This window comes from Bradyrhizobium sp. SZCCHNRI1029 (assembly GCF_032487555.1).
GTDB lineage: Bacteria > Pseudomonadota > Alphaproteobacteria > Rhizobiales > Xanthobacteraceae > Bradyrhizobium.
The window spans coordinates 86938-113450 of the sequence record NZ_JAUEUK010000001.1 but is presented as its reverse complement, the minus strand read 5'-3'; the positions used below and the strand labels follow the sequence as shown (position 1 = coordinate 113450).

The 26513-nt window shown below is 66.3% G+C and carries 25 protein-coding genes; 13 read left to right on the top strand and 12 right to left on the bottom strand.

Features of this window, described 5'->3' with window-relative positions; translation table 11 throughout:
* Window positions 1-2: 2 nt before the first annotated feature.
* A complete protein-coding gene (locus tag QW861_RS00465) occupies window positions 3-1511 on the bottom strand; it encodes a class I adenylate-forming enzyme family protein (RefSeq protein WP_315751594.1) in 1509 nt (502 codons plus the stop codon).
* Between the two features lie 51 nt (window positions 1512-1562).
* Window positions 1563-3389, bottom strand: a complete 1827-nt coding sequence (locus QW861_RS00460; RefSeq protein ID WP_316192573.1) for an extracellular solute-binding protein — start codon at window positions 3387-3389, stop codon at window positions 1563-1565.
* A gap of 261 nt (window positions 3390-3650) precedes the next feature.
* On the opposite strand from QW861_RS00460, the gene QW861_RS00455 reads away from it, so the two are divergent.
* Window positions 3651-4427 (top strand): invasion associated locus B family protein, encoded by a 777-nt coding sequence (locus QW861_RS00455; RefSeq protein WP_315751592.1) that lies wholly within the window; start codon window positions 3651-3653, stop codon window positions 4425-4427.
* 149 nt (window positions 4428-4576) lie between these two features.
* Here the strand turns inward: QW861_RS00455 and hspQ are convergent, their stop codons facing one another.
* The gene (gene hspQ / locus QW861_RS00450) at window positions 4577-4909 is read right to left on the bottom strand and encodes a heat shock protein HspQ (RefSeq protein WP_315711998.1); all 333 of its coding nucleotides are present in this window, start codon (window positions 4907-4909) and stop codon (window positions 4577-4579) included.
* A 144-nt stretch (window positions 4910-5053) separates the two neighbouring features.
* On the opposite strand from hspQ, the gene QW861_RS00445 reads away from it, so the two are divergent.
* On the top strand, window positions 5054-6007 hold the full coding sequence (locus QW861_RS00445) for an AEC family transporter (RefSeq protein ID WP_316167933.1): 954 nt from the start codon (window positions 5054-5056) through the stop codon (window positions 6005-6007).
* A gap of 6 nt (window positions 6008-6013) precedes the next feature.
* On the opposite strand, the gene QW861_RS00440 is transcribed toward QW861_RS00445, so the two are convergent.
* Window positions 6014-7213, bottom strand: coding sequence for a UbiH/UbiF family hydroxylase (locus tag QW861_RS00440; protein ID WP_316192571.1), 1200 nt, complete (start codon window positions 7211-7213; stop codon window positions 6014-6016).
* Between the two features lie 118 nt (window positions 7214-7331).
* On the opposite strand from QW861_RS00440, the gene pcsA reads away from it, so the two are divergent.
* The 3 genes from pcsA (at window position 7332) to QW861_RS00425 (ending at window position 9950) form a co-directional block, all read left to right on the top strand.
* Window positions 7332-8066, top strand: coding sequence for a phosphatidylcholine synthase (pcsA, locus tag QW861_RS00435; protein ID WP_316192569.1), 735 nt, complete (start codon window positions 7332-7334; stop codon window positions 8064-8066).
* Entirely contained in the window at window positions 8063-8791 is a 729-nt protein-coding gene (locus QW861_RS00430; protein ID WP_315828489.1) for a TerC family protein, read from the top strand. The genes pcsA and QW861_RS00430 overlap by 4 nt, the downstream gene beginning before the upstream one ends.
* A 184-nt stretch (window positions 8792-8975) precedes the next feature.
* Entirely contained in the window at window positions 8976-9950 is a 975-nt protein-coding gene (locus QW861_RS00425; protein ID WP_315751589.1) for a quinone oxidoreductase, read from the top strand.
* On the opposite strand, the gene QW861_RS00420 is transcribed toward QW861_RS00425, so the two are convergent.
* From QW861_RS00420 to QW861_RS00410, 3 genes are all read right to left on the bottom strand, one after another.
* The gene (locus QW861_RS00420; RefSeq protein ID WP_316192568.1) at window positions 9940-10728 is read right to left on the bottom strand and encodes a hypothetical protein; all 789 of its coding nucleotides are present in this window, start codon (window positions 10726-10728) and stop codon (window positions 9940-9942) included. The genes QW861_RS00425 and QW861_RS00420 overlap by 11 nt on opposite strands.
* Window positions 10729-10850: 122 nt before the next feature.
* Window positions 10851-11129 carry a hypothetical protein gene (locus QW861_RS00415; protein ID WP_315711990.1) on the bottom strand — a complete coding sequence of 93 codons (279 nt, stop codon included), beginning with the start codon at window positions 11127-11129 and terminating at the stop codon, window positions 10851-10853.
* Window positions 11130-11428: 299 nt separating this feature from the next.
* A complete protein-coding gene (locus QW861_RS00410) occupies window positions 11429-12625 on the bottom strand; it encodes an acetylornithine transaminase (RefSeq protein ID WP_315751588.1) in 1197 nt (398 codons plus the stop codon).
* 419 nt (window positions 12626-13044) lie between these two features.
* Here QW861_RS00410 and QW861_RS00405 point away from each other — a divergent pair, with 419 nt between their 5' ends.
* Entirely contained in the window at window positions 13045-14166 is a 1122-nt protein-coding gene (locus QW861_RS00405; protein WP_316192567.1) for a DUF2336 domain-containing protein, read from the top strand.
* Between the two features lie 90 nt (window positions 14167-14256).
* On the opposite strand, the gene rimO is transcribed toward QW861_RS00405, so the two are convergent.
* Window positions 14257-15582 carry a 30S ribosomal protein S12 methylthiotransferase RimO gene (gene rimO / locus QW861_RS00400; protein WP_316185052.1) on the bottom strand — a complete coding sequence of 442 codons (1326 nt, stop codon included), beginning with the start codon at window positions 15580-15582 and terminating at the stop codon, window positions 14257-14259.
* A gap of 113 nt (window positions 15583-15695) precedes the next feature.
* On the opposite strand from rimO, the gene QW861_RS00395 reads away from it, so the two are divergent.
* From QW861_RS00395 to QW861_RS00375, 5 genes are all read left to right on the top strand, one after another.
* Window positions 15696-16286, top strand: coding sequence for an ANTAR domain-containing response regulator (locus QW861_RS00395; RefSeq protein WP_008965342.1), 591 nt, complete (start codon window positions 15696-15698; stop codon window positions 16284-16286).
* Window positions 16283-17437 (top strand): CmpA/NrtA family ABC transporter substrate-binding protein, encoded by a 1155-nt coding sequence (locus QW861_RS00390; RefSeq protein WP_316192566.1) that lies wholly within the window; start codon window positions 16283-16285, stop codon window positions 17435-17437. The genes QW861_RS00395 and QW861_RS00390 overlap by 4 nt, the downstream gene beginning before the upstream one ends.
* Before the next feature lie 348 nt (window positions 17438-17785).
* Window positions 17786-19579 carry a NirA family protein gene (locus QW861_RS00385; RefSeq protein WP_316192565.1) on the top strand — a complete coding sequence of 598 codons (1794 nt, stop codon included), beginning with the start codon at window positions 17786-17788 and terminating at the stop codon, window positions 19577-19579.
* A complete protein-coding gene (locus QW861_RS00380) occupies window positions 19576-21177 on the top strand; it encodes a sulfite reductase subunit alpha (RefSeq protein WP_316167947.1) in 1602 nt (533 codons plus the stop codon). Before QW861_RS00385 ends, QW861_RS00380 begins: the two co-directional genes overlap by 4 nt.
* A gap of 158 nt (window positions 21178-21335) precedes the next feature.
* Window positions 21336-21485, top strand: coding sequence for a hypothetical protein (locus tag QW861_RS00375; protein ID WP_315711980.1), 150 nt, complete (start codon window positions 21336-21338; stop codon window positions 21483-21485).
* A 6-nt stretch (window positions 21486-21491) separates the two neighbouring features.
* Here QW861_RS00375 and QW861_RS00370 read toward each other — a convergent pair whose 3' ends face one another.
* The 3 genes from QW861_RS00370 to pxpB are packed head-to-tail and all read right to left on the bottom strand — an operon-like array spanning window position 21492 to window position 24072.
* Entirely contained in the window at window positions 21492-22259 is a 768-nt protein-coding gene (locus QW861_RS00370; RefSeq protein ID WP_315711978.1) for a 5-oxoprolinase subunit PxpA, read from the bottom strand.
* Window positions 22260-22309: 50 nt separating this feature from the next.
* On the bottom strand, window positions 22310-23344 hold the full coding sequence (locus QW861_RS00365; RefSeq protein WP_315751582.1) for a biotin-dependent carboxyltransferase family protein: 1035 nt from the start codon (window positions 23342-23344) through the stop codon (window positions 22310-22312).
* Entirely contained in the window at window positions 23341-24072 is a 732-nt protein-coding gene (pxpB, locus tag QW861_RS00360) for a 5-oxoprolinase subunit PxpB (RefSeq protein WP_315751581.1), read from the bottom strand. Before pxpB ends, QW861_RS00365 begins: the two co-directional genes overlap by 4 nt.
* Window positions 24073-24319: 247 nt before the next feature.
* Here pxpB and QW861_RS00355 point away from each other — a divergent pair, with 247 nt between their 5' ends.
* Window positions 24320-25018: a ribonuclease activity regulator RraA gene (locus tag QW861_RS00355; protein ID WP_257164758.1), complete on the top strand. Its 699-nt coding sequence runs from the start codon at window positions 24320-24322 to the stop codon at window positions 25016-25018.
* Between the two features lie 48 nt (window positions 25019-25066).
* The gene (locus tag QW861_RS00350; protein WP_008965351.1) at window positions 25067-25474 is read left to right on the top strand and encodes a cupin domain-containing protein; all 408 of its coding nucleotides are present in this window, start codon (window positions 25067-25069) and stop codon (window positions 25472-25474) included.
* 77 nt (window positions 25475-25551) lie between these two features.
* On the opposite strand, the gene QW861_RS00345 is transcribed toward QW861_RS00350, so the two are convergent.
* Window positions 25552-26424, bottom strand: a complete 873-nt coding sequence (locus tag QW861_RS00345; RefSeq protein ID WP_315751580.1) for a DUF2147 domain-containing protein — start codon at window positions 26422-26424, stop codon at window positions 25552-25554.
* Window positions 26425-26513: the final 89 nt, after the last annotated feature.

Below are 26513 nucleotides of genomic sequence, written 5' to 3'. Positions count from 1 at the left end.
GATCAGCCGCCCGAGCCGGCGCGGTCGCGGAAGGCCTCGACCATCAGCGGATTGAGTCCCAGCTCGGCGAGCGCTTCCCGCGCGCGCGCATTGTCCATCGCGCGGCCCGCGAGGCGGTGACCGCTGAGACGGTCGGGCAGAGCGGTGAGCAGCGCGCCCTGGCCCAGCCGCCTCGACCATTCGTGCAGATCCTGGGCGAGGAAGCGGTAGCCGCCAACGGCCATCACGCCGGCCGGCGGCGCCGTGATCGAGATCGTGTCCTGGGCGCGGTCGAGGCGCACGGCGTATTCGGTGTCGACGTAGTCGCGCGGCGCTGCCGGCATCAGCGAGTCGCTCGGCGGTTGCGGCGGCGCGTAGGCGGCCAACACGACCATGGGCCCACGCAGTCCGAGCGTGCCCTTCGGCGTCACCAGGATCTCGCCGGCGATCGACGAGCCCGGCTGTTCGCGCGGCGCGCCCTGGCGGCCCGGCTTGACCGGCCCGGGACTGCCATCGGCCGCGGTGCGGCGCACGGCGAACAGTCCGGCTTCGCCGAACAGATAGACGTCGGTCATCTCGATGTCGCGCGTCTTCCACGATGCGCTCGACGCCACCTGCTCGGGCGCGCGCCACAGGCCGAGCACATAGCGCAGGTTCGGCAGCCGCGCGGCCAGATTGCCCTCGTCGAGACGCAAGGCGAGTTGAGCCGGGGCGACCAGCGTATCGCAGGCCAGCTCCGCGAGCTGCTGTTCCAGCGCGTCGGCGTCGAACGGGTGGTGCAGCGCAAGGGTGCCGCCGGACAACAGCCATGTCACGACCGAGGCGGCGAGGCCGGCGAATGACGACGGCAGGAAGGCCGACATCATGTTCACGCCCTGCGGCAGATCGCTCTCGAGCGAGACGGCGAGCCCACCGGCGATCAGGCTCAAATGGGTGCGCGGCACGGCGCGGAAGCCGTCGGCGGTCACGTCGAAGGAGACGATCGCGGCCTTGCGGCCGTCCGGCATGAGCCCGCGCGTCGAGCGCGAGGGTTTTGCGATCGACTGGTCCAGCGAATACATCCCCTCGGGCAGATCGGAGCCGAAGCCGCAGACGTGGCGGATCGAGAACGCCTCCGCCGCCGCATTCATCGCGAGATCGGAGTGAATCACGCCGTCGATCTTCGACATCGTGACGATGGCGCGCGCGCTGGTGCGGTTCAGCGCCGCCACGAGCTCCGACTGACGCCACAGCAGCGGGAATACGGCGACCACGAGGCCGGCGCGATGCGCGGCCAGCACCGTCAGCACGAACTCGATCGTGTTGGGCAGTTGGACCGCGATCACCGAATGAGCCGGCAGGCCGGCGTCGACGAAGTGCGCGGCCAGCGCCGAGATCACGCGATCGGCTTCGGCATAGGTCAGGCGCATCGGCGGTCGCCCGGTGACGCGCTGCTTGTTGATCGGATCGACCAGCGCAACCGCATCCGGCTTGCGCGCCAGGATGCGTTGAAACAACGCGTCGAGCGTCGGCGACGTATTGGCCTGATTCACCTGTTGCCCCGTACTTTCACGGACCCGGCCACGACCAATTGCCCCGATTGGTCACTTCCGTGCCGGCTCCGGCCGCTGCCACCAGCTCTCCGGGAGCGCTCCCGTCAAAGCTGTCCTCTCTGGCCGTTCTATACGATTCCACCGCGCGATCCATTCCTCGGCGGCATTGAGCACTGGAATAGCGTAGAACCCCGCCATCAGGGTACGGTCCAATGCGCGAACCGTCGAGATAAATTCCGGCCTGTCGCGGGCGCGCAACAGCGCCGCGATCATGGCGTCGATCGCCGGGTCCTTGGCGCCCATGTAGTTGCGGGTTCCGGTGCGGTCGGCGGCCTCGCTGCCCCAATAGAACGCCTGCTCGTTGCCGGGAGACAGCGACTGGTCCCAGCGGTTCTGGATCATGTCGAACTCGAAGCTCAGGCGGCGCTGGTCGAACTGCACGGGATCGACGACCCTGACGGACGCATTGATGCCGGCCCGCTTGAGACTGCCGGCGTAAGCCAGCGCAATACGCTCCTGGTCGCGCGTCGTGACCAGGATCTCGAAGGCGAGGGGGGCCCGCGTCGTCCGATACCGCAAGACCGTCCCGTCGAAGCCATAGCCGGCCTCGCCAAGCAGATCGAGCGCCGCCTTCAGCGTTGCGCGGTCGCGGCCGGACCCGTCGGTGATCGGCAGGCGGTAGCTGCCGTCCATGATATCGGGGGGGATCTGCGCGGCGTACGGCTTCAACAGATCGAGCTCGGCCGCATCGGCTGGACGTCCATAGGCCGAAAGCTCGGATCCGGCGAAATAGCCACCGCTGCGGCGGTACAGCCCGAAGAAGTAGTTGCGGTTGATCCATTCGAAATCGAACAGCAGCGTCAGCGCACGGCGCACCTTCACGTCGGCGAACACCGGCCGCCGCGTGTTGAACACCAGGAACTGCGAGGGCTGAGGCATCCCCGAGGTGAAGCTGTCGCGGATGACCTCGCCATTGCGCGCGGCCGGGAAGTCGTAGCCGTCGTGCCAGCGCAGCGGCTCGGTCTCGACGCGGAAGTCGTACAGCCCGCGTTTGAAGGCTTCGAACTGTCCATTGGACTCGCGGTAGTAATCGAGCCTGATCTCGTCGAAGTTCCACAATCCGCGGTTGACCGGCAGGTCGCGTCCCCAATAGTCCGGATTGCGGGTGAGGGTGACGCTGGATCCCGGCTGCACCGCGGTGACACGATACGGGCCTGACCCAAGCGGCGCGGTCATCGTCGTGTCCTCGAAGCTCGCCACGTCCGTCGCGTGCTTCGCCAGAATGGGCATCAGGCCGAGGATCAGCGGCAGCTCGCGGTCCTCGGCTCCGCCGAAATCGAACCGGATGGTCAGCGGGTCGAGCAGGTCGGCCCTGGCGACCTTGCCGTAGAACTGCCGGTGGTTGGGGCGGCCGTGATCGCGCAGCAGCGCAAAGGAGAACGCCACGTCCTCGGCGAGCACCGGGCTGCCGTCGGAGAAGCGGGCACGCGGGTCGAGCCGGAAGGTGACATAGGTCCTGTTCTCGTCTGTCCCGACGGATTTCGCCAGCAGGCCATACAGCGTGAACGGCTCGTCATTGCCGCGAGTGAGCAGGCTCTCGACCACATAGCTGCGGATTTGCTGCACCGCGATGCCGCGGACGATGAACGGGTTCAGGCTATCGAAGGTGCCGAGCAGTCCCCAGACCAGACGACCGCCCTTGGGCGCGTCGGGATTCGCATAGGGCATGTGGTCGAAGTCGGCCGGCAAGGCCGGGTGACCATGCATGGCGATCGCCGCAGTTTCTGCTGCGTTCGCCGTGGGGGTGTAGACCGCGGGCAACAATGCCAGGATCACGGCGGCCCATCTCGCGGCCGCACTGAATATTCGCTGCAGCATCAGGATCGGGGCGCAAGCATTTGATTCGGAACAGGTCACAAGGGGCTTTTACCACAGGCTCGCCAGCGCTAGACCGCGGCTTCGACATGGTCTCGCGGCATTGATTCTTCCGCGCACCGCGTTAAGAAGGCGGGCGATTGAGTGAAGGCGGCAACGCCTGTCACTTAACCGCCTCATTTCCTGAGGAGACAGCCGCTTCAACGGCTTGGTGTGGCGCCTTTGGCGGTCTCGGGCGCTGCCGTTCAGAAAGGGTTTTCCGCAATGAATTTCCGTGACTTGGCCTCGTCGGTTGGGCCGCGTGGGCGGCTTGTCGCGCTGCTCGCGGTCACCGCGCTGGCCGTTTCCTTCGCTCCTTCGGTTGCGCAGGCTCAAGCGCCGAAGGCGAAGGCTCCGGCTGCCGCTCCCAAGGCTCCCGCTCCGGCCGCCCAGGCCCCTGCCACTCCTCCCGCCGGCGGCCAGCCTCAGGCCCAGGCTCAGCAGGAGATGCCGCAGCTGATCTATGCGCCGTGGACCAAGTTCTGCCTGAAGGGGCAGGATGCCAACGCCAAGCAGGTCTGCTTCATTGGCAAGGACGGCCGCATCGAATCCGGTCAGCCTGTGGTTGCAGCGGTCATCATCGAGCCCGAAGGCGAGCCGAAGAAGATCCTGCGTGTGACCCTGCCGCTCGGCATGCAGTTGCAGCCCGGAACCCGCATCGTCATCGACAACAACCAGTTCATGGAAGGCAAATACGTCATCTGCTTCCAGAACGGCTGCATGTCGGACTACGAAGCAACGCCCGAATTCGTGAACAGCCTCAAGAAGGGCCAGACCCTCTACGTCCAGGCGATCAACTCGAACGGCACCGCGCTGACGCTGCCGCTGCCGCTGCAGGAAGGCAACAGCAGCTTCGCCAAGGCCTATGATGGTCCGCCGACCGACCCGAAGCAGTTCGAAGAAACCCAGAAGAAGCTGCAGGAAGAGCTGCAGAAGCGCGCCGAGGAGCAGCGCAAGAAGCTCGAGCAGACCCAGCCGGGCCAGCCGCAGGCGAAGCAGTAACGCCGGTCGGGTCCATTCCGCAAAATCAAGGGCGCTCCATTCGGAGCGCCTTTTTCGTTCTGCGGACGGATGTGAGGGGAACTTGCGCGCCGGGACCAAAGATCAAGCCTGCGCCGCCGGCGCTGGGTTGAAGCCCTCCGGTCGACAGGTCAGTTCATCAGCGGATTGCGCGGACGATAGCCGCCGGACTTGTCCTTGATGAAGATCTCCGCAACCTGGGAATGGCGGATCGGCTCGCCGGACTCGTCGGGAACCAGGTTCTGCTCGGAGACATAGGCGACGTATTCGGATTCCGCGTTCTCGGCCAGCAGGTGATAGAATGGCTGGTCCTTGTGCGGACGGACCTCCTCGGGAATCGACAACCACCATTCCTCGGTGTTGTTGAACTCCGGATCGATGTCGAAAATCACGCCCCGGAACGAGAACACCCGATGCCGGACGATCTGGCCGATCTGAAACTTGGCAGTTCGCGCTTTGATCATCCCAGTCGAATAGACCAGGATGGGGAGCGATGCTAGTGCCCCGCGGGCGGATTTGATCTAGACCGATCCGATTCGTGTCAAGCCGCGACGCCCCCGCATTCCAGGCCCTTCCCAGGCCCCCTCAGGGGGTCATCTTCCGAGCCCATGTTCGACATTCTCAATCTGGCCCTGCCTTATTTCGGCGTCGTTTTCATAGGCTTCGCCTGCGGTAAGTGGAGGAGGCTGCCCGAAGCCGGGCTCGCCTGGATGAACTTCTTCCTGCTCTACGTCTCGCTGCCCGCTTTGATGTTCAACCTCATCGCGCGCACGCCGTTCACGGAGCTGAGCAACCCTCCCTTCCTGGTTGCAACGACGCTCGCTACCATGCTCACCTTCGCCCTGGCGCTCGTGCTCGGCAAGGCCATCGGGCGGCTGTCGCTACGCGAGGCGACCATGGCCGGGCTCGCGGGCGGCTACGGCAACATCGGCTATATGGGGCCTGGGCTGGCGCTGGCCGTGCTCGGGACCAAGGCGGCGGCGCCGACCGCGCTGATCTTCTGCTGCGACAGCATCTTCCTGTTCTCGATCGTGCCGCTGCTCGTCGAGCTGACCGAGCGCGACCACGCCTCGGTGGTGCATGCGCTGCGCACGGTGCTGCGCCAGATCCTGCAGAACCCGCTGATCATGGCGACGGCAGCCGGCATCCTGGCGGCGGCGTTTCAGCTGCATCCGCCGACCGTGCTCGACCGCACCCTGCAGTTCCTGCAGAACGCCGCTGCGCCGACGGCGCTGTTCGCGCTCGGCGTGACCGTGGCGCTGCGCCCGTTCGAGCGGCTGCCCTGGGAGGTGCCGGTCCTGACCGTGGTGAAGCTCGTCGTCCACCCGCTGCTGTCGTTCGGGCTGATGCTGCTGTTCGGGCCGTTCGCGCAGCCTTGGGCGGCGACCGCGGTGCTGATGGCGGCGCTGCCGCCGGCGCTCAATGTGTTCGTGATCGCGCGCCAGAATGACAGCTGGATCGAGCCGGCCTCATCGGCGGTGCTGATCGGCACCTTCGCCTCGGTGATCACCCTGACCAGCGTGATGTGGCTGATCCAGACTGGCCGGCTGGTGTTTCCCTGACGGTGCTCAACCGGCCCTGCGCGTGGCTCTCCATGACGGCGCCAAGCCCTCGCGCATCGCGAGCCGCCGCAGCGGACCGATGCCGCTCATCAGGTGCATGCCGACGGCGCGCAGCGACTGCATCGGCAGGAGATCGCTGAGCAGCGAGCGGTTGGCGACGTCGATGGCGAAGGTGCGGCTCAGGATGTCGGCGCGGCGCGCGGCACCGTAGCGCGCGAGCACCTGCGGGGCACCGATATCCTCGCCGGCCGCATTGGCCTTGCGCACGACATCGGCGATGTCGATGCCGTCGCGCAGGCCGAGGTTCAGTCCCTGCGCACCGATCGGCGGCACCACATGCGCGGCCTCGCCGACCAGGGCGATGCGGTTTTGCGCGTAGCGCAGGGGCCGCTCGATCGCGAGCGGAAACACATGGCGGCCCGGCTCGACGCGAACGCGTCCGAAGATCGAATGCGACTGCCGCTCGGCGGCGTCGGACAGGGCGTCGTCGTCGAGCGCGAACAGCCGGTCGGCCTCCTTCGGGGCTGCGACCCAGACGACGCTGGAGCGGTCGCCCGGCAGCGGCACGAACACGCAGGGGCCCTGCGGCGTGTGGAATTCCGTCGACACGTTGTGATGCGGCCGCGCATGGGTGATGTTGAAGGTCAGCGCAGACTGCTGCAGCGTGCGCCGGCTCACGCCGATGCCGGCGGCCTCGCGGCACAGCGAATGCCGGCCATCGGCGCCGACCACGAGCCGCGCCGTCAGCACGCGGCCCGATGCGCTGGTGACGGTCACCGCATCGGCATCGCTGCGCACGCTTTCCGCATCCTCGGCGATCCGCACCAGGCCGTCGATTTCGCTGGCGCGTTGTTCCAGCGCCTCGACCAGGATGGCATTGGCGATGTTGTAGCCGAACACGTCGAGACCGATCTCGTCGGCGACGAAGCGCACCTCCGGGGCTCGGAACAGCCGGCCGGTATCGTCGACCAGCCGCATCGCCTTCAGGCCGGCGGCGCGGTCACGACACGATGACCAGACGCCGATCTCGTCGAGGAAATCGACCGAGCCGCCGAGCAGGGCGGTGGTGCGGTTGTCGGCATATGGAGCCTTGCGGGCCACGAGCGCCGTCCGCGCCCCGGTCTGCGACAATGCAATCGCGGCGGCGAGCCCGGCGGGTCCGCCGCCGACGACGATGACATCAAAGCTGGCGTCTGTGTTGCTCATGCGGGAACATTTGACGTTCCTGCAGGGCTTTTTCAAGGGTATTGCGTGAGCCTGCGCGGCGCATGGCCGCAACGGCGGATATGCAATTGGCTCCGATTCCTGATAGCACTGGCGTCGCATGGATCAGTTGAGACCAGAGAGCAGGGTGGCCGCAACGCCCGCGCATCGTGCCGCGGCGTTCTCGGTGCACGTCTTCACCGCGCTCGGTGCGGGCGTCGCGCTGCTCGCGATGCTCGAGGCCGTGCGCGAGCATTGGACTGCGATGTTCTGGTGGCTCGGCGGCGCGCTCATCATCGACGGCATCGACGGGCCGCTGGCGCGCCGGCTCGACGTCGTCCATGTGCAGCCGGACTGGTCGGGCGACGTGCTCGATCTGGTGGTGGATTTCACGACCTATGTGTTCGTGCCGGCCTACGCCATCACCGCCAGCGGGATGCTGCTGCCGCTCGCCGCGCCGGTCATCGGCGTCGGCATCGCCATCACCGGCGCACTGTATTTCGCCGATCGCCGCATGAAGAGCGACGACAATCATTTTCGCGGGTTTCCGGGACTCTGGAACATCGCGGCATTCTACCTGTTCCTGCTGCATCCCTCGCCATCGTTGGCGACCTTGGGTCTCGCGGTCCTGATCGCGCTGACCTTCGTCCCATTCCATGTCATCCACCCGGTGCGCGTCGAGCGGCTGCGCTGGCTGACGCTGCCGCTGGTCGCGCTCTGGGGCGTCCTGGTCATCGACGCGCTGGGAAACAACTTCGCCGTGGGCCCGATTGTAACGACGCTGTTGTGCGCGATCGCCCTCTACATCGTCGCGAGCGACTCCGCGATCCGCCTGTTGAGATCCTTGAAAGCATGATCGACCTTCTGACCAGTCCCGAAGCGTGGGCCGCGCTGCTCACCCTGACCGCCCTCGAGATCGTTCTCGGCATCGACAACGTCATCTTCCTGTCGGTGATCACCTCGCGCATCCCGCAGCCGCAGGCGACACGCGCCCGCCAGATCGGGCTGGCGTTGGCCTTGATCTTCCGCATCCTGCTGCTCAGCGTGCTGGTCTGGCTGATCGGGCTGACGCAGCCGGTGTTCACGATCGGTGGCCTCGGCTTCTCCTGGCGCGACATCATCCTGATCGCCGGCGGCCTGTTCCTGATCGCCAAGGCCACGCACGAGATCCATGCCGAGGTCGAGGCGCGTGAGGGGGAGGAGGGGTCGCAGGGCGGCGGCGCCAACAAGTTCTTCTGGGTGATTCTGCAGATCATCGTCATCGATCTCGTGTTCTCGCTGGACTCGATCATCACCGCGATCGGCATGGCCCAGGATCTCGAGATCATGATCGCCGCCGTCATCATCGCGGTCGTCATCATGTACGTGTCCTCGGGACCCGTCGCGCGTTTCGTGGCAAACCATCCGACCACCAAGATGCTGGCGCTCGCCTTCCTGGTGCTGATCGGCGTCGCGCTGGTCGCCGACGGCTTCGAGTTCCACATCCCGCGCGGCTACATCTACTTCGCGATCGTCTTTGCGCTGGCAGTCGAAGCCTTCAACGTGATGGCCTCGCGCAACCGCAGGAAGCGCAACGCCTGACAGGCGCCGAGTTGACAAGGCCGTCGTGATCGCCTTCGCTTTTGCCGCCGGCAGCGCCGGATGCGCGGCCGGAGGTCGGCTCCTTCAACGGAGCCGGATGTCGATGAGAATCAGGTAAGTGTCGAAGGTTCTTTCGCCGGATTCCCGGAGGCGGCGATGGAGAGTCCGAAGGGGAGATGGCGGGATGGTCAAGGCGGTGCGCGTGCACAAGGTGGGAGGCCCCGAAGCGCTCGTCTATGAGCCGGTTGATCTCGTCGCGCCCGGCCCCGGCGAGGTCCGCATCCGCCAGCACGCGATCGGCCTCAACTTCATCGACGTGTACTATCGCACCGGACTGTACAAGGCGCCCGGCCTGCCGTTCATCGCCGGCAACGAAGCGGCCGGCGAGGTGATCGCCGTGGGGCCGGGCGTCACGCATTTCCATCCCGGCGATCGCGTCGCGTATTATGAGAACCTCGGCGGCTATGCCACCGAGCGCAACATCGGCTGGCAGCGGCTGGTCAAGCTGCCCGACCACATCACCTATGAGCAGGGCGCGGTGCTGATGCTCAAGGGGCTGACGGTCTGGTACCTGCTGCACAAGACCTTCAAGGTCGAGCCGCACCATCGCGTCCTGATCCACGCCGCCGCGGGCGGCATCGGCCTGCTGGCCTGCCAGTGGGCGCGCGCGCTCGGCGCGCACGTCATCGGCACCGTCGGCTCCACGGCGAAGGCGGATCTGGCGCTGGCCAATGGCTGCGACCACGTCATCCTCTACAACGAGGAGGACTTCGTCGCGCGGGTCAAGCAGATCAGCCGCGGCGAATTGTGCGACGTGGTCTATGACGGCGTCGGCAAGTCGACCTTCCCCGGCTCCTTGTCCTGCCTGAAGCCGCGCGGTCTGTTCGTTAGCTTCGGCAATGCCTCGGGTCCGGTGCCGCCATTCTCGATCGCCGAGCTCAACAGTCACGGCTCTCTATTCGCGACCCGGCCGAAGCTCAACGACTACATCGGCAAACGATCCGAGCTGCTGGAGGGCGCCGACACGCTGTTCTCGGCGGTGATCAGCGGCAAGCTGCACGTGCAGATCAATCACGCCTATGCGCTCAAGGATGCGGGCCGGGCGCACGCCGATCTCGAAAGCCGCGTCACGACCGGGGCCTCGATCCTCAAGCCATAGGAGATTGGCGACCTGGCTCTGCGGCTGCAACCTCGTCCCGGATCGAAGCGTCACCCGCCGCCCGGCTCCAGAGCCCCGCGTCCGTCTGCGCTGCCGTCGTCGACGCCTCGATCCGCGCCGGCGCCAGGCTGTCTTGTCCGTCGCGCCAGGCGCGCTCGCGCTCGGGGGCGTCGAGCGCCAGAACGAGACCCTGGTTGAGCTCATAGAGGCCAGAGGCGAGCCCCGCAGCACCGAGCGCTTCCCTGAGCGAATCCTGCACCAGGGCGCGCAGCGCGACGTGTGGCGCCGAGACCGGCACGTCCACCTCGCGACCGGCCATGGCCTGCGCGCAGGCGCGCCGGTCGAACGAGGCATGGCCGCGGCAGGCGAGCGGACGCGCGGGATGGATGATGCAGCCACCGCGCACGACGAATGGGCAAGGCTGGCGCAGCTTCATTCGCTCGGTCTCGCTCAAGCCACGCGTCGCGCGGTTGGCGAGCTTGATCCGACGTGACAGCGAGCCGAGCGCGGTCGCCGGCATGCGCTGATCGATCTGCCGGGCGTAGCGCGCGAGCAGGAAGATCTCCGGTGCCGTCGCGGTCACGCGCAGCGCGCAACAGGAGGGGCAGCCCTTGGCGCAGGCGAGGGTGGGCAGATGCGCCGTCTGGGCATCGATGTTGGCTTCGAACAGATCGAAGGCGCGGTCGGCGAGCATGTCTGCCAGGTTCTGCGAGGCCAGCCCGGACGCCAGCAGCGCGTTGAAGACCCGTCGCAGTCCGTTGAAAGCCGCTTCGCTCAATGTTGTCCTCCGACGCGCGCACGGACCAAAACGCCAGCGACCGCGGCGCACCCGGCGCACCGCGGTCGACAGGGATGAGGCAGAGAGGACGCTCGCGGCCTCATCCGGAGAGAGAGCCGACGTCAGGCAGCAACGCCCTTCAGGATCGCCTCGAAACAGGGGCGGGGGATGCGGAAGAAGCCGCGGCCGCCGGCGAAGGTCTGATAATGCGGACGCGCCATGTCGAGCAGGCGCTCATACCATTCATTGGCGGTCAGGCTGGCGGGCTTCTCGCCGATCGAGTTGATGTCCGAGTTCGGGAAGAAGCGAACGTGGATCAGCACCTCTTCGGTCGCGGCCAGGGCGATTTGGCTGCCGCTGTCTTCGACCGGCAACGCCCGAGCCAGATTGTCTCTCGCCATTCTTACATCTCCTCTATCGTGCCGACCTCGTTGTCGGCGGATGATCATCAGCTTGGTCCCGGCAAGCCTCTTTCCTCCGAGCTGATCACATCCCGTACAACGCTATATCAGTAGAGATATAACGTAAGTCATCGGATCGCAGGTGTTTGGCGCGATCAGGATCGTTGTTCAGAGGGACGGCTGTCCTTGATCCAGGTCAAATGGCGGCGAGCCCGACCTCGATGTTTGTGCCTCATCTGTAGGCAGCGGGACGCAGGCTTCGCGTATGGCACGGAGCCTGCGTCCCGAACGGCATTCGATCAGGCGACGCAGCGCGCGGCGCCGACCTTGGTCAGGATTCCGTCCAGCGTGTCGATCATCGCCGCGATGTCATCGCGAGTCACATTGAGGGCCGGCATGAAGCGCAGCGCATCCGGACGCGGCGCGTTCAGCAGCAGGCCGAGCTCGAAGGCATGCGCGACGATCGCCGGCGCGATCGGCCTGATCACGTCGAGCGCAAGCAACAGACCACGGCCGCGCACTTCGCCCAGGCCGTGCCTTGCCGAGATGCGCTGCAACTCGCTCTCCAGATAGATCCCGTTGTCCGTGACAGCCTTCAGAAACTCCGGCTTCTCGATGACGTCGAGCACGGCGAGTCCCGCCGCACACATCAGCGGATTGCCGTTGAAGGTACCGCCCTGATCGCCATGCTCGAAGCAAGACGCCGCTTCGGTCGCCAGCAGGGCGGCGAGCGGAACGCCGCCGCCGATGCCCTTGCCCAAGGTCATGATGTCCGGGAGGACGTCGGCGTGCTCATAGCCGAACAGCTTTCCGGTGCGGCCCATGCCGGTCTGGATCTCGTCGACGATCAGCAGCAGCCCGTGCCTGGTGGTCAGCGCCCGCAACTGCTGCAGGAAACTGTCCGTCGCGGGCCACACGCCGGCCTCGCCCTGGATCGGCTCGAGCATGATCGCCACCGTCTTGTCGGAGATCAGGGCCTCGACCGAGGCGATGTCGTTCAGGCGTGCCTTTGGAAAGCCCGGGACCTTGGGCTCGAACAGCGGCTCGAACGCCTTCTTGCCAGAAGCCGACATCGTCGCCAGCGTGCGGCCGTGGAAGCCGCCCTCGAAGGTGATGATCTCATACGCGCCGTTCTTGCGCAGAGCGCCGTATTTGCGCGCGAGCTTGATGGCGCCTTCATTGGCTTCGGCGCCCGAATTGGTGAAGAACACCTGGTCGAAGCACGAGCGGTCGACGAGTGCCTTGGCGAACTGCAGGCTGGTGTCGTTGAAATACGCTGGGCTCGGGGTGATCAGGCGCGCCGCCTGGCTGGCGAGCGCGCTGGCCAGCTCCGGCGGCGCATGGCCGAGCGAGTTCACGGCCCAGCCCTGGATGAAGTCCAGATAGCGCTTGCCGTCGTCGTCCCATAGCCAGGAGCCCTTGCCCTGAACGAAGACGGTGCGCGGACGCGCCGTGATCTCCATCAGAGCGTCGTAGGGATGGGAGGCGGTCAGCATGTGCAATCTCCTGTGCTCAGGGGGAAACGGTGGGCCAAAAAGCGAGAAGGCCGCTCCTTTGCGGGAGCGGCCTTCTCGAAAACCTGGAGCTGATGAGCTAGCTGATCAGCAACGTCTTCGGACATGGCGCGCCCCGGCATCGTCACGGCGGTGACGACGGCAAACGGCGGCGCGGCGGTTGGTCCGGTTGAAGATCATGCGGCGGCCATACAGGCAAATCGCAACCGGTGTCAAGATGCCGGCCTGCAGGGTGCAATACGGGCCGCCGCTCCGGGAAGCGGCGAGGGAAGCGCCGGCCGGCGCGAAGGCCGCACGATCCAATCTCGGGTCTCGCGCTTTAGTGACAACTTTACCAAACATTTAGCGGCTGCGTTTACTTTGCCGGCCAGCTTGAAAATGCAAGCTGCTCAGGATGAGCGATGTCGAACCCCCATCTCACGATCGCCGAAGAAGTGCAGGCGGCCATAGCCACCGGCTCAGCCGATCGCTGCTCCGGCGTGGCCGAGCGAGTCGCCTCCCTGTTCGTCGCCTCCGCCGGCAGCCTGGATATCGAGCAGCACGCGCTGTTTGCCGACGTCTTCGAGCGTCTCGTCAACACCATCGAGCTGCGCGCGCTGGCCGACGTCGGTGCCCGGATCGCACTCGCCGAACTCAGCGCCCAGCTTGCCCCGATCCCGCAGGCGCCGGCTGGCGTGATCCGGCGGCTGGCTCATCATGACGACATCGCCGTCGCGGGGCCGGTGCTTTCGGAATCGCCGCGGCTGAGCAGCGAGGATCTGATCGAGATCGCGCAGACGCGCAGCGAGAAGCACCTGGTGGCGATCGCCGGGCGCTGGTGGCTGCAGGAGATCGTCACCGATGCGCTGCTCGCGCGACGCTATCCGAGCGTGAGCCGGCAACTGATGAAGAATCCCGGTGCGCGGGTGTCTCCCGCCGGATTTGCCGCCATCGTGGCGCAAGCGGCTGGAGATGCGGAGCTCACGGTCGCGGCCGGCATCCGCGCCGATCTGCCGGCAGCCTTGCGCAGGACCCTGTTGCAGCGCGCGACGGAGGCGGTGAGGGTGCGCCTGCTCGCCTCGGCGCCGCCGCATCTCTACGAGGAAATCCGCAGCGCCATTTCAGCGGCCACGCTCGACGCCGAGCGCGATATGTCACGAAACCGCGTCGGCGGCAGCGCCAAGGCGGCGATCGGCCAACTCAAACAGGGCGGAAAGCTCACCGAGGCCGAGTTGCTCGAATTTGCCCGCCAGCGGCGCTACGGCGAGACGATCGCGGCCATCGCGGAGGTCGCGAAATGCAGTATCGAGCTGGTACGGCCGCTGATGCAGAGCCTGCGCAGCGACGGCATTCTCGTGCCGTGCAAGGCCGCTGGACTGAGCTGGGTCACGGTTGCCGCGATCCTCGATAGCCGGTTCGTTTCAGGTGCAACGCCCCCCGACGAGCTGACCAAGCTCAAGAACAAATATCTCGAACTGAAGCAGGACGAGGCGCTTCGCCTGCTGAATCTCTGGTCGGTTCGCACCACGGGCTCCTCGCACTGAGGGGCGGTCGCAGGTCCAGGACTCATTTACACGCCCGTCTGCGATTACCCCGAGTTCCCGGCGGGTGGCCCGAGACGCGAGAGAGCCGCGCTAGAACCCAGCAACCGTGCCGTGCAGGTCGTATTCGTCGGCACGCTCGATCTTGACCGTGACGATCTCGCCGACACGCAGCGGCCGCCGGCTGGACAGATAAACGGCGCCATCGATGTCGGGGGCATCAGCCTTGGTGCGGCCCTTGGCGACGCTTGGCCCGACCTCGTCGATGATCACCTGCTGACGCGTTCCAACCTTGCGCTTGAGCCGGCGTGCCGAGATCTTCTGCTGGCGAGCCATCAGGGCGTCCCAGCGCTCCTGCTTGACCGCGTCCGGGACCTGGTCGGGTAGGGCGTTGGAGGTCGCGCCGGCCACAGGCTCGTATTTGAAGCATCCGAGCCGATCGATCTCGGCCTCATCCAGCCAGTCCAGCAGATAGGCGAAATCGGCGTCCGTCTCTCCGGGGAAGCCGACGATGAAGGTCGAGCGCAGCGCAAGGTCAGGGCAGGTGGTCCGCCACGCCTTGATCCGGTCCAGCGTCTTGTCCTGCGCCGCCGGGCGGCGCATCGCCTTCAGGACGTTCGGGCTGGCATGTTGGAACGGGATGTCGAGATAAGGCAATATTTTACCGTCAGCCATGAGGCCGATCACCTCGTCGACATGCGGGTAGGGGTAGACGTAATGCAGCCGGACCCAGGCGCCGAGCTCGCCGAGCTCGCGCGCCAGATCGAGGAAGCGAGCCCGGACGCTGCGGTCCTTCCAGGCGCTTTCGGCATATTTCAGGTCCAGCCCATAGGCCGAGGTGTCCTGCGAAATGACCAGGAGTTCCTTGACCCCGGCCGCGATCAGCCGCTCGGCCTCGCGCAGCACGTCGGCTGCGGGGCGCGACACCAGATCGCCACGCAGCTTCGGGATGATGCAGAAGGTGCAGCGGTTGTTGCAACCTTCGGAGATCTTCAGATAGGCGTAGTGCCGGGGCGTGAGCTTGATGCCCTGCGGAGGAACCAGGTCGAGATGAGGGTTGTGCGCAGGCGGCGATGCGCGGTGGACGGCGTCCAGCACACTCTCGTACTGCTGCGGGCCGGTGATCGACAGCACGCCGGGATAGGCCTGCTCGATCTGCTCCGGCTCGGCGCCCATGCAGCCGGTCACGATGACCTTGCCGTTCTCGGCCATGGCCGAGCCGATCGCCGACAGGGATTCCTGCTTGGCGCTGTCGAGGAACCCGCAGGTGTTGACGATGACGACGTCGGCGCCGTCATGCTTCCGGGCAAGCTCGTAGCCCTCGGCGCGAAGGCGCGTGATGATGCGCTCGGAATCGACCAAAGCCTTGGGACATCCGAGCGAAACAAAGCTGATCTTGGGCGCCGAACCCTGCTGCATCTTGGAACTGCCTGATGAGATAGGCGTCAGCTAGTCCGAATTGCCCAGAAAGACAAGGCTTTGACGCGGCCACGTCCATGCTATGGGTGAGGGCCCGGACAACCTGGTGATCGATGAGCGCCGAGCAATCGCCTAAAATCGTGATCGTCGACGAAAGCCCGATCCGCGCGGCCATCCTCGAGGAAGGCTTGCGGGAAGCGGGCTTTACCGGCGTCGTGCATGTCAGCGAGATGCAGGGTCTCCTGGCGCGCATCTATGCCCTGGATCCGGACGTCATCGTCATCGACCTGGAGAACCCGAGTCGCGACGTGCTGGAGCAGATGTTCCAGGTCAGCCGCGCCGTCCGCCGGCCGATCGCGATGTTCGTGGACCAGAGCGACGCGGCTTCGATCCAGGCCTCGGTGGAGGCGGGCGTCTCCGCCTACATCGTCGACGGCCTGAAGAAGGAGCGGATCAAGCCGATCCTCGATCTCTGCATCTCCCGCTTCAATGCGTTCTCCAAGCTTCAGGACGAGCTCGAGCGCACCAAGTCCGCGCTCGAAGACCGCAAGGTGATCGACCGCGCCAAGGGCATTCTGATGAAGATGAAGGGCTTCACCGAAGAGGAAGCCTATGTGCTGTTGCGCTCCACGGCGATGCGCGAAAAGAAGAAGATCGGCGAGATCGCGCAATCGATCCTGACCGCCTCGGAGATGTTGAAATGACCGGCCCGCTTCGCATTGGCTTCATCCCGCTGGTCGATGCCGCCGCGCTGATCGTCGCCGTCGACAACGGATTCACCGCGGCTGAAGGTCTCGATGTCACGCTGGTCCGCGAAGTGTCATGGTCGAACGTGCGCGACAAGCTCAACATCGGCCTGTTCCACGCGGCGCATCTGCTGGCTCCCGTCGCCATTGCGTCGAGCCTGGGCATCGGCCATGTCAAGGTGCCGATCGTGGCTCCCTTCAATCTCGGAGTGAATGGCAACGCGATCACCGTGACGCCAGCGCTGCATGCGGCGATCATGGCCCACCTCGAGGGGGATCGTTTCGACCCGATGGCGACGGCGCTGGCGCTGGCGCGCGTCGTCGCTGAACGGCGCAAGTCCGGCGCCGAGCCGCTGACGTTCGGCATGACGTTTCCGTTCTCGACCCACAACTATCAGTTGCGGTTCTGGATGGCCGCAGGCGGTGTCGACCCCGATGAGGACGTCCGTCTCGTGGTGCTGCCGCCGCCCTACATGGTGGAGAGCATCGCCAACGGTCACGTCGACGCGTTCTGCGTCGGAGCACCGTGGAACTCGATCGCGGTCGATCTCGGCATCGGCCATATTCTCCACTTCGTGTCTGACGTGCTGGTGCGCGCGGCCGAAAAGGTGCTGGCGGTCAGGCAGAGCTGGGCTGACAAGAATCCCGACGCCCTCGCCGGCCTGGTCCGCGCCTGCGCCAAGGCCGCCGAATTCATCGAGCAGAACCACGCAGAAGCCGCGCGTATCCTAGCCCAGCCGGAGCGGATCGGCGTCGATGCGGAGGTGCTCCAGCGCACGCTGGACGGCCGCCTCAAAATCTCGCCGGACGGCACCTTCCGCGAAAGCTCGCGCTATCTGCTGGTGGGCCGGGAAGAGGCGGGACGGCCCGAGAAGATCCAGGCGGCCTGGCTCTATGCCCAGATGGTGCGGTGGGGCCAGACTCCCCTCAGCACTGAAGCCCTGGGCACCGCCATGGGCGTGTTCCGGCCGGACATCTACGACGCGGCGATGGGCACGGCCGCGGTCGGCACGGATGGCGCCATCGGCGCCTTCGCCGGTCCGCCTTTCGCGGCGGACGACGTGATCGGCCACCTCAAGGCCTTCAAGATCGGCCGCTGGACGGCCTGAGGTCTTCCACTCAGTACTCAATTTGGGCAACTCGCTCCGCCGATCAAATTTTGGGCGGAGTGCCCGCGTTTGAGGGCTTGAGCCTTGCCAGCGCGGGTTCGCCGATTCGAGCAGCCCTCTGAATTCTCTTACATTTCCTGCTTGTCCCGGCTGGCACGCAATTTGAATATTGCAGTGCAGTCAGCCGCCACAGATGCCGCTGACTGCAGTCCATTACCGGATTTCCGCAGCAACGAAGCTGGTCGGATCGCTCATTTGAACCGCCCCCCCATCGGCCGTTCGACGACGCGATCCTCGTCCCATCCGCAAACGCCATTCGTCCTGGCCGCTGGAGCTTCGTCCGCCATCATGAAAATCGAACCCTTGTCAGTCGACTTCAACGACGAGCAGAAGCGCTACCTTGAGGGGTTGGCCGCCGGCCTCAAGGTCACGCTCGCCGGCCGCGGGCAGGCTGCTGCCGCGACGACGATTGCTGAGCCGACCGGGCCTGACGCCATTCACATCAAGGCGCAGGACAAGGTCATCGCATCCGGGCGCAAGCTCGCCGACCAGGAGAAGGTCAAGCGCGAGCTGCACCCGTTCGATGCCTATGAGCGGCTGAAGGAGCAGGCCCGCAGCAATGCTGCGCCGTCCGCGGCGGACAATTTCCGCTGGCGCTATTACGGCCTGTTTCATGTCGCGCCGGCGCAGGACTCCTACATGTGCCGCCTGCGCATTCCCAACGGCGTGATGAAGCATTGGCAGCTCGCGGGGCTTGCCGACCTCGCCGACCGGCTCTGCGGTCCCTATGGCCACGTCACGACGCGCGCCAATCTGCAGCTACGCGAGATCCCGCCCAAGCATGCCGTGATGCTGCTGGAAGGTCTGTCGGATCTCGGCCTGACGGCGCGCGGCTCCGGCGCCGACAACATCCGCAACGTGACGGGAACGCCGACCGCCGGCATCGATCCGCAGGAGCTGCTGGACACGCGTCCTTTCGCGCGCGAATGGCACTTCCACATCCTCAACGACCGCTCGCTCTACGGCCTGCCGCGCAAGTTCAATGTCGCCTTCGACGGCGCCGGTCGGATCGCGGCGTTGGAGGACACCAACGACATCGCGTTCTCGGCGGTCGAGGTGAAGGACGGATTCGGCGTTGCGCCGGGCGTGTGGTTCAAGCTCGGCCTCGGCGGCATCACCGGACACAAGGATTTCGCCAAGCCGACAGGAATCATCGTCGAGCCGGAGCGGGCGACCGAGGTGGCCGACGCCATCGTGCGGCTGTTCATCGAGACCGGCGACCGCACCAATCGCCTCAAGGCGCGGCTCAAATACGTGCTCGACAGCATGGGCCACGACAAATTCATGGAAGCCGTTGAAACAAGGCTCGGCCGCAAGCTGGCGCGCGTCCCCGACGAGGCGCTCGAGCCGCGTCCCGATTCGGACCGGATGGCCCATATCGGCGTGCACCAGCAGAAGCAGCAGGGGCTGAACTGGATCGGCGTCGTGCTGCCGCTGGGCAAGCTGACCACGGAACAGATGCGCGCGCTCGCCAAGATCGCTGCGGATCTCGGCGACGGCGAGATCCGGCTCACGGTGTGGCAGAACCTGCTGTTATCGGGCGTCCGCGACGACAAGGTCGCGCTGGCCTGCGCCGCGGTCGAGCAGATCGGACTGTCGGTCAAGGCCTCGCACATCCGCGCCGGACTGATCGCCTGCACCGGCAACGCCGGCTGCAAGTTCGCAGCATCCAACACCAAGAAACATGCGGCCGAGATCGGCGACTGGTGCGAGACGAGGGTGGATGTCGACACGCCTCTCAACATCCATCTGACCGGCTGTCATCACTCCTGCGCCCAGCACTACATCAGCGACATCGGCATGATCGGCGCGAAGGTGCCGGTCGGCGATGGCGACGACACCGTCGAGGGCTATCATTTGTTCGCCGGCGGCGGCTTCGGCCCGCAGGCCGATATCGGCCGCGAGGTCTATCGCGATCTCAAGGCCGAGGATGCGCCCCGCACCGTCGAGAAGCTGCTCAAGGCCTATCTCGCGCACCGCACCTCACCCGACGAGACCTTCCTGTCGTTCGCACGTCGTCACGACGGCGAAACGCTGCGCAATCTCGCCGAAGCCCAGATTTCGTCGGAGGTCTCAGCATGAACCAGATCACGCCCATGTCCAAGATCGAGATCATTCCTCCGACGGCGCCATTTTCCGAGGCGCAGCGCTCGTGGCTCAACGGCTTCCTGGCCGGAGCGCTCGGTCTCGACGGCGCGACGGCATTGTCGCCGGCGCAGAACGGCGCCGTGCTCGCGCCCGCGGGCGACGGTGATGACGGCGAGGCGCCATGGCACGATCAGACCATGCCGATCGGCGAGCGCATGAAGCTCGCCGAGGGCCGTCCGCTGCGCCGGCGCATGATGGCGGCCATGGCACAGCAGGACTGCGGCCAATGCGGCTACAATTGCAGCGACTATTCGGATGCGATTGCCGATCGCAGCGAGGCGCGGCTCAACCTGTGCGTCCCCGGCGGCAAGGAAACCGCGCGAATGCTCAAGGCGCTCTACGAGGAGATCGACAAGGCTCCGGCCGCGGCCAAGCCCGCTGCGGCTGCGCCGGCCACCGTCTCCGTCGTCGTCAGCGAGCCCGGTCGCTCGCGCGACAATCCGGTCGAGGCGACGTTCCTGTCGCGGCGTCTGCTCAACAAGCCGGGCTCGGAGAAGGAGACCTGGCACATTGAGTTCGATCTCGGAGAGAGCGGGCTCGACTACGTCGTCGGTGATTCCTTCGGCATCTTCGCCAAGAATGATCTCGGCCTGGTCGATCAGATCATCGCGCTGCTCGGCGCCTCGCACATGACCGAGGTGAACGGCAAGCCGCTGCGGCAGTGCCTGCTCGAGGACGTCTCGCTGGCGCCGGCGCCGGATTCGCTGTTCGAGCTGATCTCCTTCATCACCGGCGGCGCGACCCGCGAGAAGGCGCGGCAGCTGGCGCAGGGCGAGGATCCCGATGGCGACGCGGCGACGCTCGATGTGATGGCGGTGCTGCAGAAGTTCTCCGGCGTCCGGCCGCATCCCGAGGCCTTCGTCGAGGCGCTGGAGCCGCTGCAGCCGCGGCTCTACTCGATCTCGTCGTCGCACAATGCCACGCCCGGCAAGCTGTCGCTGACGGTCGACTGCGTCCGCTACGTCGTTGGCAAGCGCAAGCGGCTGGGACTTGCCTCGACCTTCCTGGCCGAGCGGATCAATCCCGGCGACAAGCTGCGCGTCTATGTGCAGAAGGCGCATGGCTTCGCGTTGCCGGCCGATCCGAAGACGCCGATCATCATGGTCGGCCCCGGCACCGGCGTCGCGCCGTTCCGCGCCTTCCTGCACGACCGCAGGGCGACCGGCGCGCCGGGCAAGAACTGGCTGTTCTTCGGCCATCAGCGCAGCGACTGCGACTTCTTCTACGCCGACGAGCTCAACGCCATGAAGACCGCCGGCCTCTTGACGCGGCTGTCGCTGGCGTGGTCGCGCGACGGCGACAAGAAATTCTACGTCCAGGACCGCATGCGCGAGGTCGGCCGCGAGGTGTGGACCTGGCTCGCCGACGGCGCCCATCTCTACATCTGCGGCGACGCCAAGCGCATGGCCAAGGACGTCGAGCGCGCCCTGGTCGACATCGTCGCCCAGTTCGGCGCGCGTTCGACGGACGAGGCGGTGAGTTTCGTCGCGGACCTCAAGAAGAAGGGCCGGTTCCAGCTCGACGTCTACTGAGCTGGAACCGGCGGAGAATATTCTCGGTCGCAACATCGGCCGAGAATTTTTTGGTTCCAAGCGGACCCGAAACAGGGGGCTTGTCGTTATTTCGCCGGTTGCCTTGCACCCGGCCGCGGGAACGCTTTTCTCATGGCCGGAACTTCAGGAGACCGGCCATGCGCACGATATCGACGCCCCTGCGACAGATGCCCCAGGCCCGCGCCATTCGCGAACGCGGCGCAACCGTCGCGCTGGTTGCCTTCTACAGCGCGATGGCGCTGATTGCCGCGATCACCCTGGGCACGTCTTTCACGCATCCGTTCTGATTCTCATCACCTCTTGAACGGCGCGACCGTGATGGCGGCCGCGTCGAGCGCCTTGCGGACCTCCCGCGCAATCTCGACCGCGCCGGCGGTGTCGCCATGGATGCAGACGGTGTCGGTCCGCATCTTCATCACCTTGCCAGTCACCGAAATCACCGCGCCGTCCTGAACCATGCGCACCACACGATCGGCGATGACCTTGGGATCGTGCAGCACGGCGCCGGGCTTGCTGCGCGACACCAGGAGTCCATCGTCGCCATAGGCGCGATCGGCAAACACCTCGTGAGCCATCCTCAGATTGGCCTTCTCGCCAGCGGTCACCAGCTTGGAGTTGGCGAGCACGACGAAGATCAGGCTCGGATCGACGGCCTTGATCGCCTTGGCGATGGCGTTCGCCGTCATGTCGTCCTCGCAGGCGACATTGGACAGCGCGCCGTGTGCCTTCACATGCGTGACCTTGTGACCGGCCGCGGTGGCGATCGCCTGCAGGGCGCCGATCTGATAGGCGACGAGGTTCTCGATCTCCGATGATTTCAGCCCCGGCATCGGACGCCGACCGAAACCATGCAGATCGCGATAGCCGGGATGCGCGCCGACGCTGACGCCTTTGGCCTTCGCCATCTCGACCGTCCGCCGCATGATGTCAGCGTCACCGGCATGAAAGCCGCAGGCGACGTTGACCGATGTCGCCAGCTCGATCATGGCGGCGTCATTGCCCATTTCCCACGGGCCAAAACTCTCTCCGAGGTCGCAGTTCAGATCGACGGTGCTGGTCATGTCAGGGTCCGCTCGTTGATGGGTCCGAAGCAACGTGAGATGTGATCAAACTAATCGGGAGTGACTCCGGGCCAGGTGGTGGCGTCGGTTGCGCTGACGGCATGACCGGCCACATTGGCCGTGAACAGCGCATCGACGTTGAAGTCGCTGCTCGCAAGCTCGGTGACGCGGCCGGGCAAGCTGCGCAGCAGATCCTTGTAACGACGCAGTTCGGCCTGCGCCTCGGCCATGCTCACGGCCTTGAAGCGGAATGGCGTGCCGGCCGGCGTCTGCGCCAGGCGGCCGAAATCGGCCGTGATGACGGTCGCGATCTTCGGATAGCCGCCGCTGGTGCCGCGGTCCGACATCAGCACGATCGGCGAACCGTTGCCGGGCACCTGGATGCTGCCGTCCACGGTGCCGTCCGAGACGATATTGTGACCGTGCAGGTGGCGCATCTGCGGCCCCTCGAGGCGATAGCCCATGCGGTCGCTGGTCGCCGAGACCATCCAGTCGCTGCCGAGGAATAGCGCTTTCATCTCGTCGCTGAACTCGTCGTCCTGCGGTCCCATGACGACACGAATCGCGCCGCCGGCTTTCGGCAGATCGATCCGCAGTTCCGGCGCATCGCCGGCGGGCGCGACTTCGAACACGTCGCCGGCCTGAAGCGGGCGGGGGTAGGGGCTGCCGAGCCCGGCGCGCGCATTCACCGAGAGACTGTTGAACATCGGTTCGCCGGCGATGCCACCGGCGATGGCGAGATAGGTGAACGAGCCGCCGCGCGCAAAGCCGAGCGTGAGCTGCTCCCCGTCGTTCAGCGTCACCGACGTGTTGATCTCGACCTGCCGCTTGGCGACATCCGCCAGCCGTTGCGCGCCGGCGAGCGCCACGCGCACCGCGCCGCCCTTCGCCGCGAACGTCGCGCCGAACGGGCCGATCTCGATCGCAGCCGCCATCAGCGCATTGCCGACGAGGCTGTTGGCTGCCGCCAGCGCCAGCTTGTCCATCGCGCCGGACGGCGTCAGCCCGTAGCGCTGCGCGCCGAAACGCCCGCCATCCTGGACCGAGCTTGCCGGGCCGATCTGTGAGACGACCAGCGTGCTCATGCGGCGATCCGCTCGGCGATGAGCACGCCGCCCTCGGCGGCGCGCTCCTGCTCCGCGAAGGTCTTGACGTCAACGGCATAGAAGCTGACCTCGTCGCCGGGCTCGAGCAGAAAGGTCGGCTCGCGATGCAGTTGAAATGTCCGCATCGCGGTGCGGCCAAGCAGGTGCCAGCCGCACGGCCCGGCAAGGCATTGGATGCCGGTCTGGATGCCGCCGATGGCGATGATGCCGGCCGGTGTCCAGAGCCGCGGATTCTGGCGGCGCGACATCTGCAGCGTGGGATCGAGACCGGACAAATAGGACCAGCCCGGCGTGAAGCCGATCATTGCGACGCGATAAGTGCTGGCGATATGGCGTGCGACGACTTCGTCCGGCGTGAGGCTCAACGCCTTGGCGACATCCTCGAGGTCGATGCCATTCTCTCCGCCATAGCAGACGGGAACCCGCCAGCGCCTGACCTCACTTTCCGGCGCGAGCGACCCGGCCGACAGCGCCAGCAGCTTTGCTCCAAGGGTGTCGTGGTCGATCACACCTGCATCATAGTGCACCAGCAGCGAGCGATAGGTCGGCACCGTCTCCGTGATGCCCTCGATCCCGGCCGCTGCCACCGCATGGTCGAGCGCCAGGACGCGGCGGTTGGCGGTCTCGTCGATCGTCCGGCTGAACTCGACGGTGACGGCGCTGTCGCCGCTGGGCAGCAGGCGAGGAGGTGGAAAAGGGTCGGCCATGAGTCCGAAGTGATCCGCGTTGGTGTTCCTCATCTAGCTGTTTTCAGGCGCCAGTGGAATTGGGTCCAAGGCAAAAAGTCTCGAAAATTCAATAAATTAATCGGATGTCTTGCGATAAGGAGGCCTTATCGGGTGCACGCAAGCCCCGCATGCGCCGGACGCACCGCGCACGCCCTTGACGCCGCCTTCGTCGCTCGCAAGATGCGCCTACTTTTTCTGCCAGCCCGTTTGGAGCACCAGTCTCAAGATGTCCCTCACTCCCGAAGCCATCGCCACCCTGTCTCAAGTCACCACCGCGACCATCACGACGGTCCTGCTGAAGAAGGGGTTGCGCAATGTCTGGCTGCGCGGCGCCAAGCCGCTGCGCCCGGGACAGAAGCGGCTGGTCGGTCCCGCTTTCACGCTGCGCTTCGTGCCGGCGCGCGAGGATCTGGCGACCCCGGAATCCTGGTCGTCGCCGATCTCGACCCGCACCGCGATCGAGGCCATGCCCGAAGGCTGCATCGCCGTGGTCGATGCGATGGGCGTCAAGGACGCCGGCATCTTCGGCGACATTCTGTGCGCCCGCATGGTCAAGCGCGGCGTCACCGCGCTGATCACCGACGGTGTCGTGCGCGACCTCGAAGGCGTGCTCGGCACCGGCCTTCCCGTATGGTGTGATGGCTACGCCGCGCCGCCGTCGGTCGCAGGGCTCACCTTCGTCGGCTGGGGCGAGGCGATCGGCTGCGGCGGTGTTGCCGTGTTTCCGAACGACGTCATCGTCGCCGACCAGGATGGCGCCGTGCTGATCCCGCAGGCGATGCTCGATCACGTGCTCGCGGAAGGTCCCGAGCAGGAGCGCATGGAAGCCTGGATCGTCGATGAGGTGAACAAGGGCGCGGTGCTGCCGGGTCTCTATCCGATGAACGCCGAGACCAAGGCGCGCTACGCCGCGTCGAAGAAGTAGTTCACGGCGCCGATTGATCAACGACACAGCTTCAGGAAAGGCAGAACAATGGTCGATGTTTATCTCGCGGGCTCGCGTCCCACGCGCCGCGCAGCTGCGGAAAGCTTTACGGGCACGGTCTGGCAGGACCCGATCATCACGCCGCAGGCTCCAGCCCGCGTCGCCTCGGCGCGCGTCGCGTTCGAGCCGGGCGCGCGCACGGCCTGGCATACTCATCCGCTCGGACAGACGCTCTATGTCATCCAGGGCGTCGGCCGGGTGCAGGCCAAGGGCGGGCCGGTGCGCGAAATCAAGGCCGGCGACGTCGTCTGGATCCCGCCGGGCGAGAAGCATTGGCATGGCGCCGCGCCGACCACCGGCATGGTCCACGTCGCCATGCATGAATCGCTCAATGGCGAGCACGTGACCTGGATGGAGCACGTCACCGACGAGGAATACGCCACCCCGGTCGGCTGATACATCACTGAGAACGGTGCGAGCGCGCGGTCGCAGGGCCGCGCGCTTTGCGTTTGGAGGCGCGTCGCGCGCCGGGCTCAGTTCACCCGCGTCCAGGTCTGGCCGCCGCAGAACATGCCGCCGAAGGCGCAGCCCTGCACGCGCAGACTGTCCGACCCCTTCAGCGCGATCGTCGAATCGTAGGTGCTGCCGCTGTTCGGATCGAAGATGCGGCCGGTCCACTTCTTCTCCTGGGCCTTGTCGCTCGGCCGCATGTTGATCAGGATCTGCTCGCCGTTCTGCTTGGTCTTCGCATCCACGGCGTAGCCGCAGAGATTGGTGCCGCAGGGCTCGATGCGAATCTGGCCCTCCTTCTCCTCGGTCAACCAGATGCCGACCGGCGAGCTGGGATCGCGACCGGCGGTCTGCGCCGCGGCGGGCGGCGCAGCTGCCGTGGTCACGGCAGGCGTCTGGGCTGGCCGCGGTGGCGGCGGCGCGGCGGCGGGAGCCGGCGCGGCAGCAGGAGCCGCAGCGGCCGTTGCAGCGGCTGGCGGCGCAACCGGTGCCGTGGCGTTGGCGGCTGGGGCCACCGGAGGTGGCGGCAGCGGCGCCGGTGGCGCGGCCGCCTGGACGGGAGGAGGCGCCGCCGGCGGGCTCGCTGGTGCGGCTGCCGTCGGAGCGGGCGCCGCAGGGACGGGAGCAGGGGGCGCGGTCGTAGCCGGAGCCTGCGCGGGCGGGGCCGGCGTGACCGCCGCCTCGGTGGGCGCCGGAGGCGGCTTGGTCGCATTGTCCTGGTCGCGCTTGGTGCGCTTGGTCTTCTTCTGCTCGGTATTGTCGTAGACGCCGGGGATCTGCACGGTGCCGCGGTCGGGATCGATGCGGATCGTCTTGCCGCCATACTCGATGACGTATTGCGCCTCGGCGGCACTGCTGGCCAGAACCAAAGCCGCGACGGCCAACAGCCTCTTCATCCGTGTCTCCGCGATGTCGGTTGCTGATGTGAGCGAGCTCACGCGCTGGTAAGTCGCCGATGCGGCGCCACCGGTTCAATGCCCGGCCT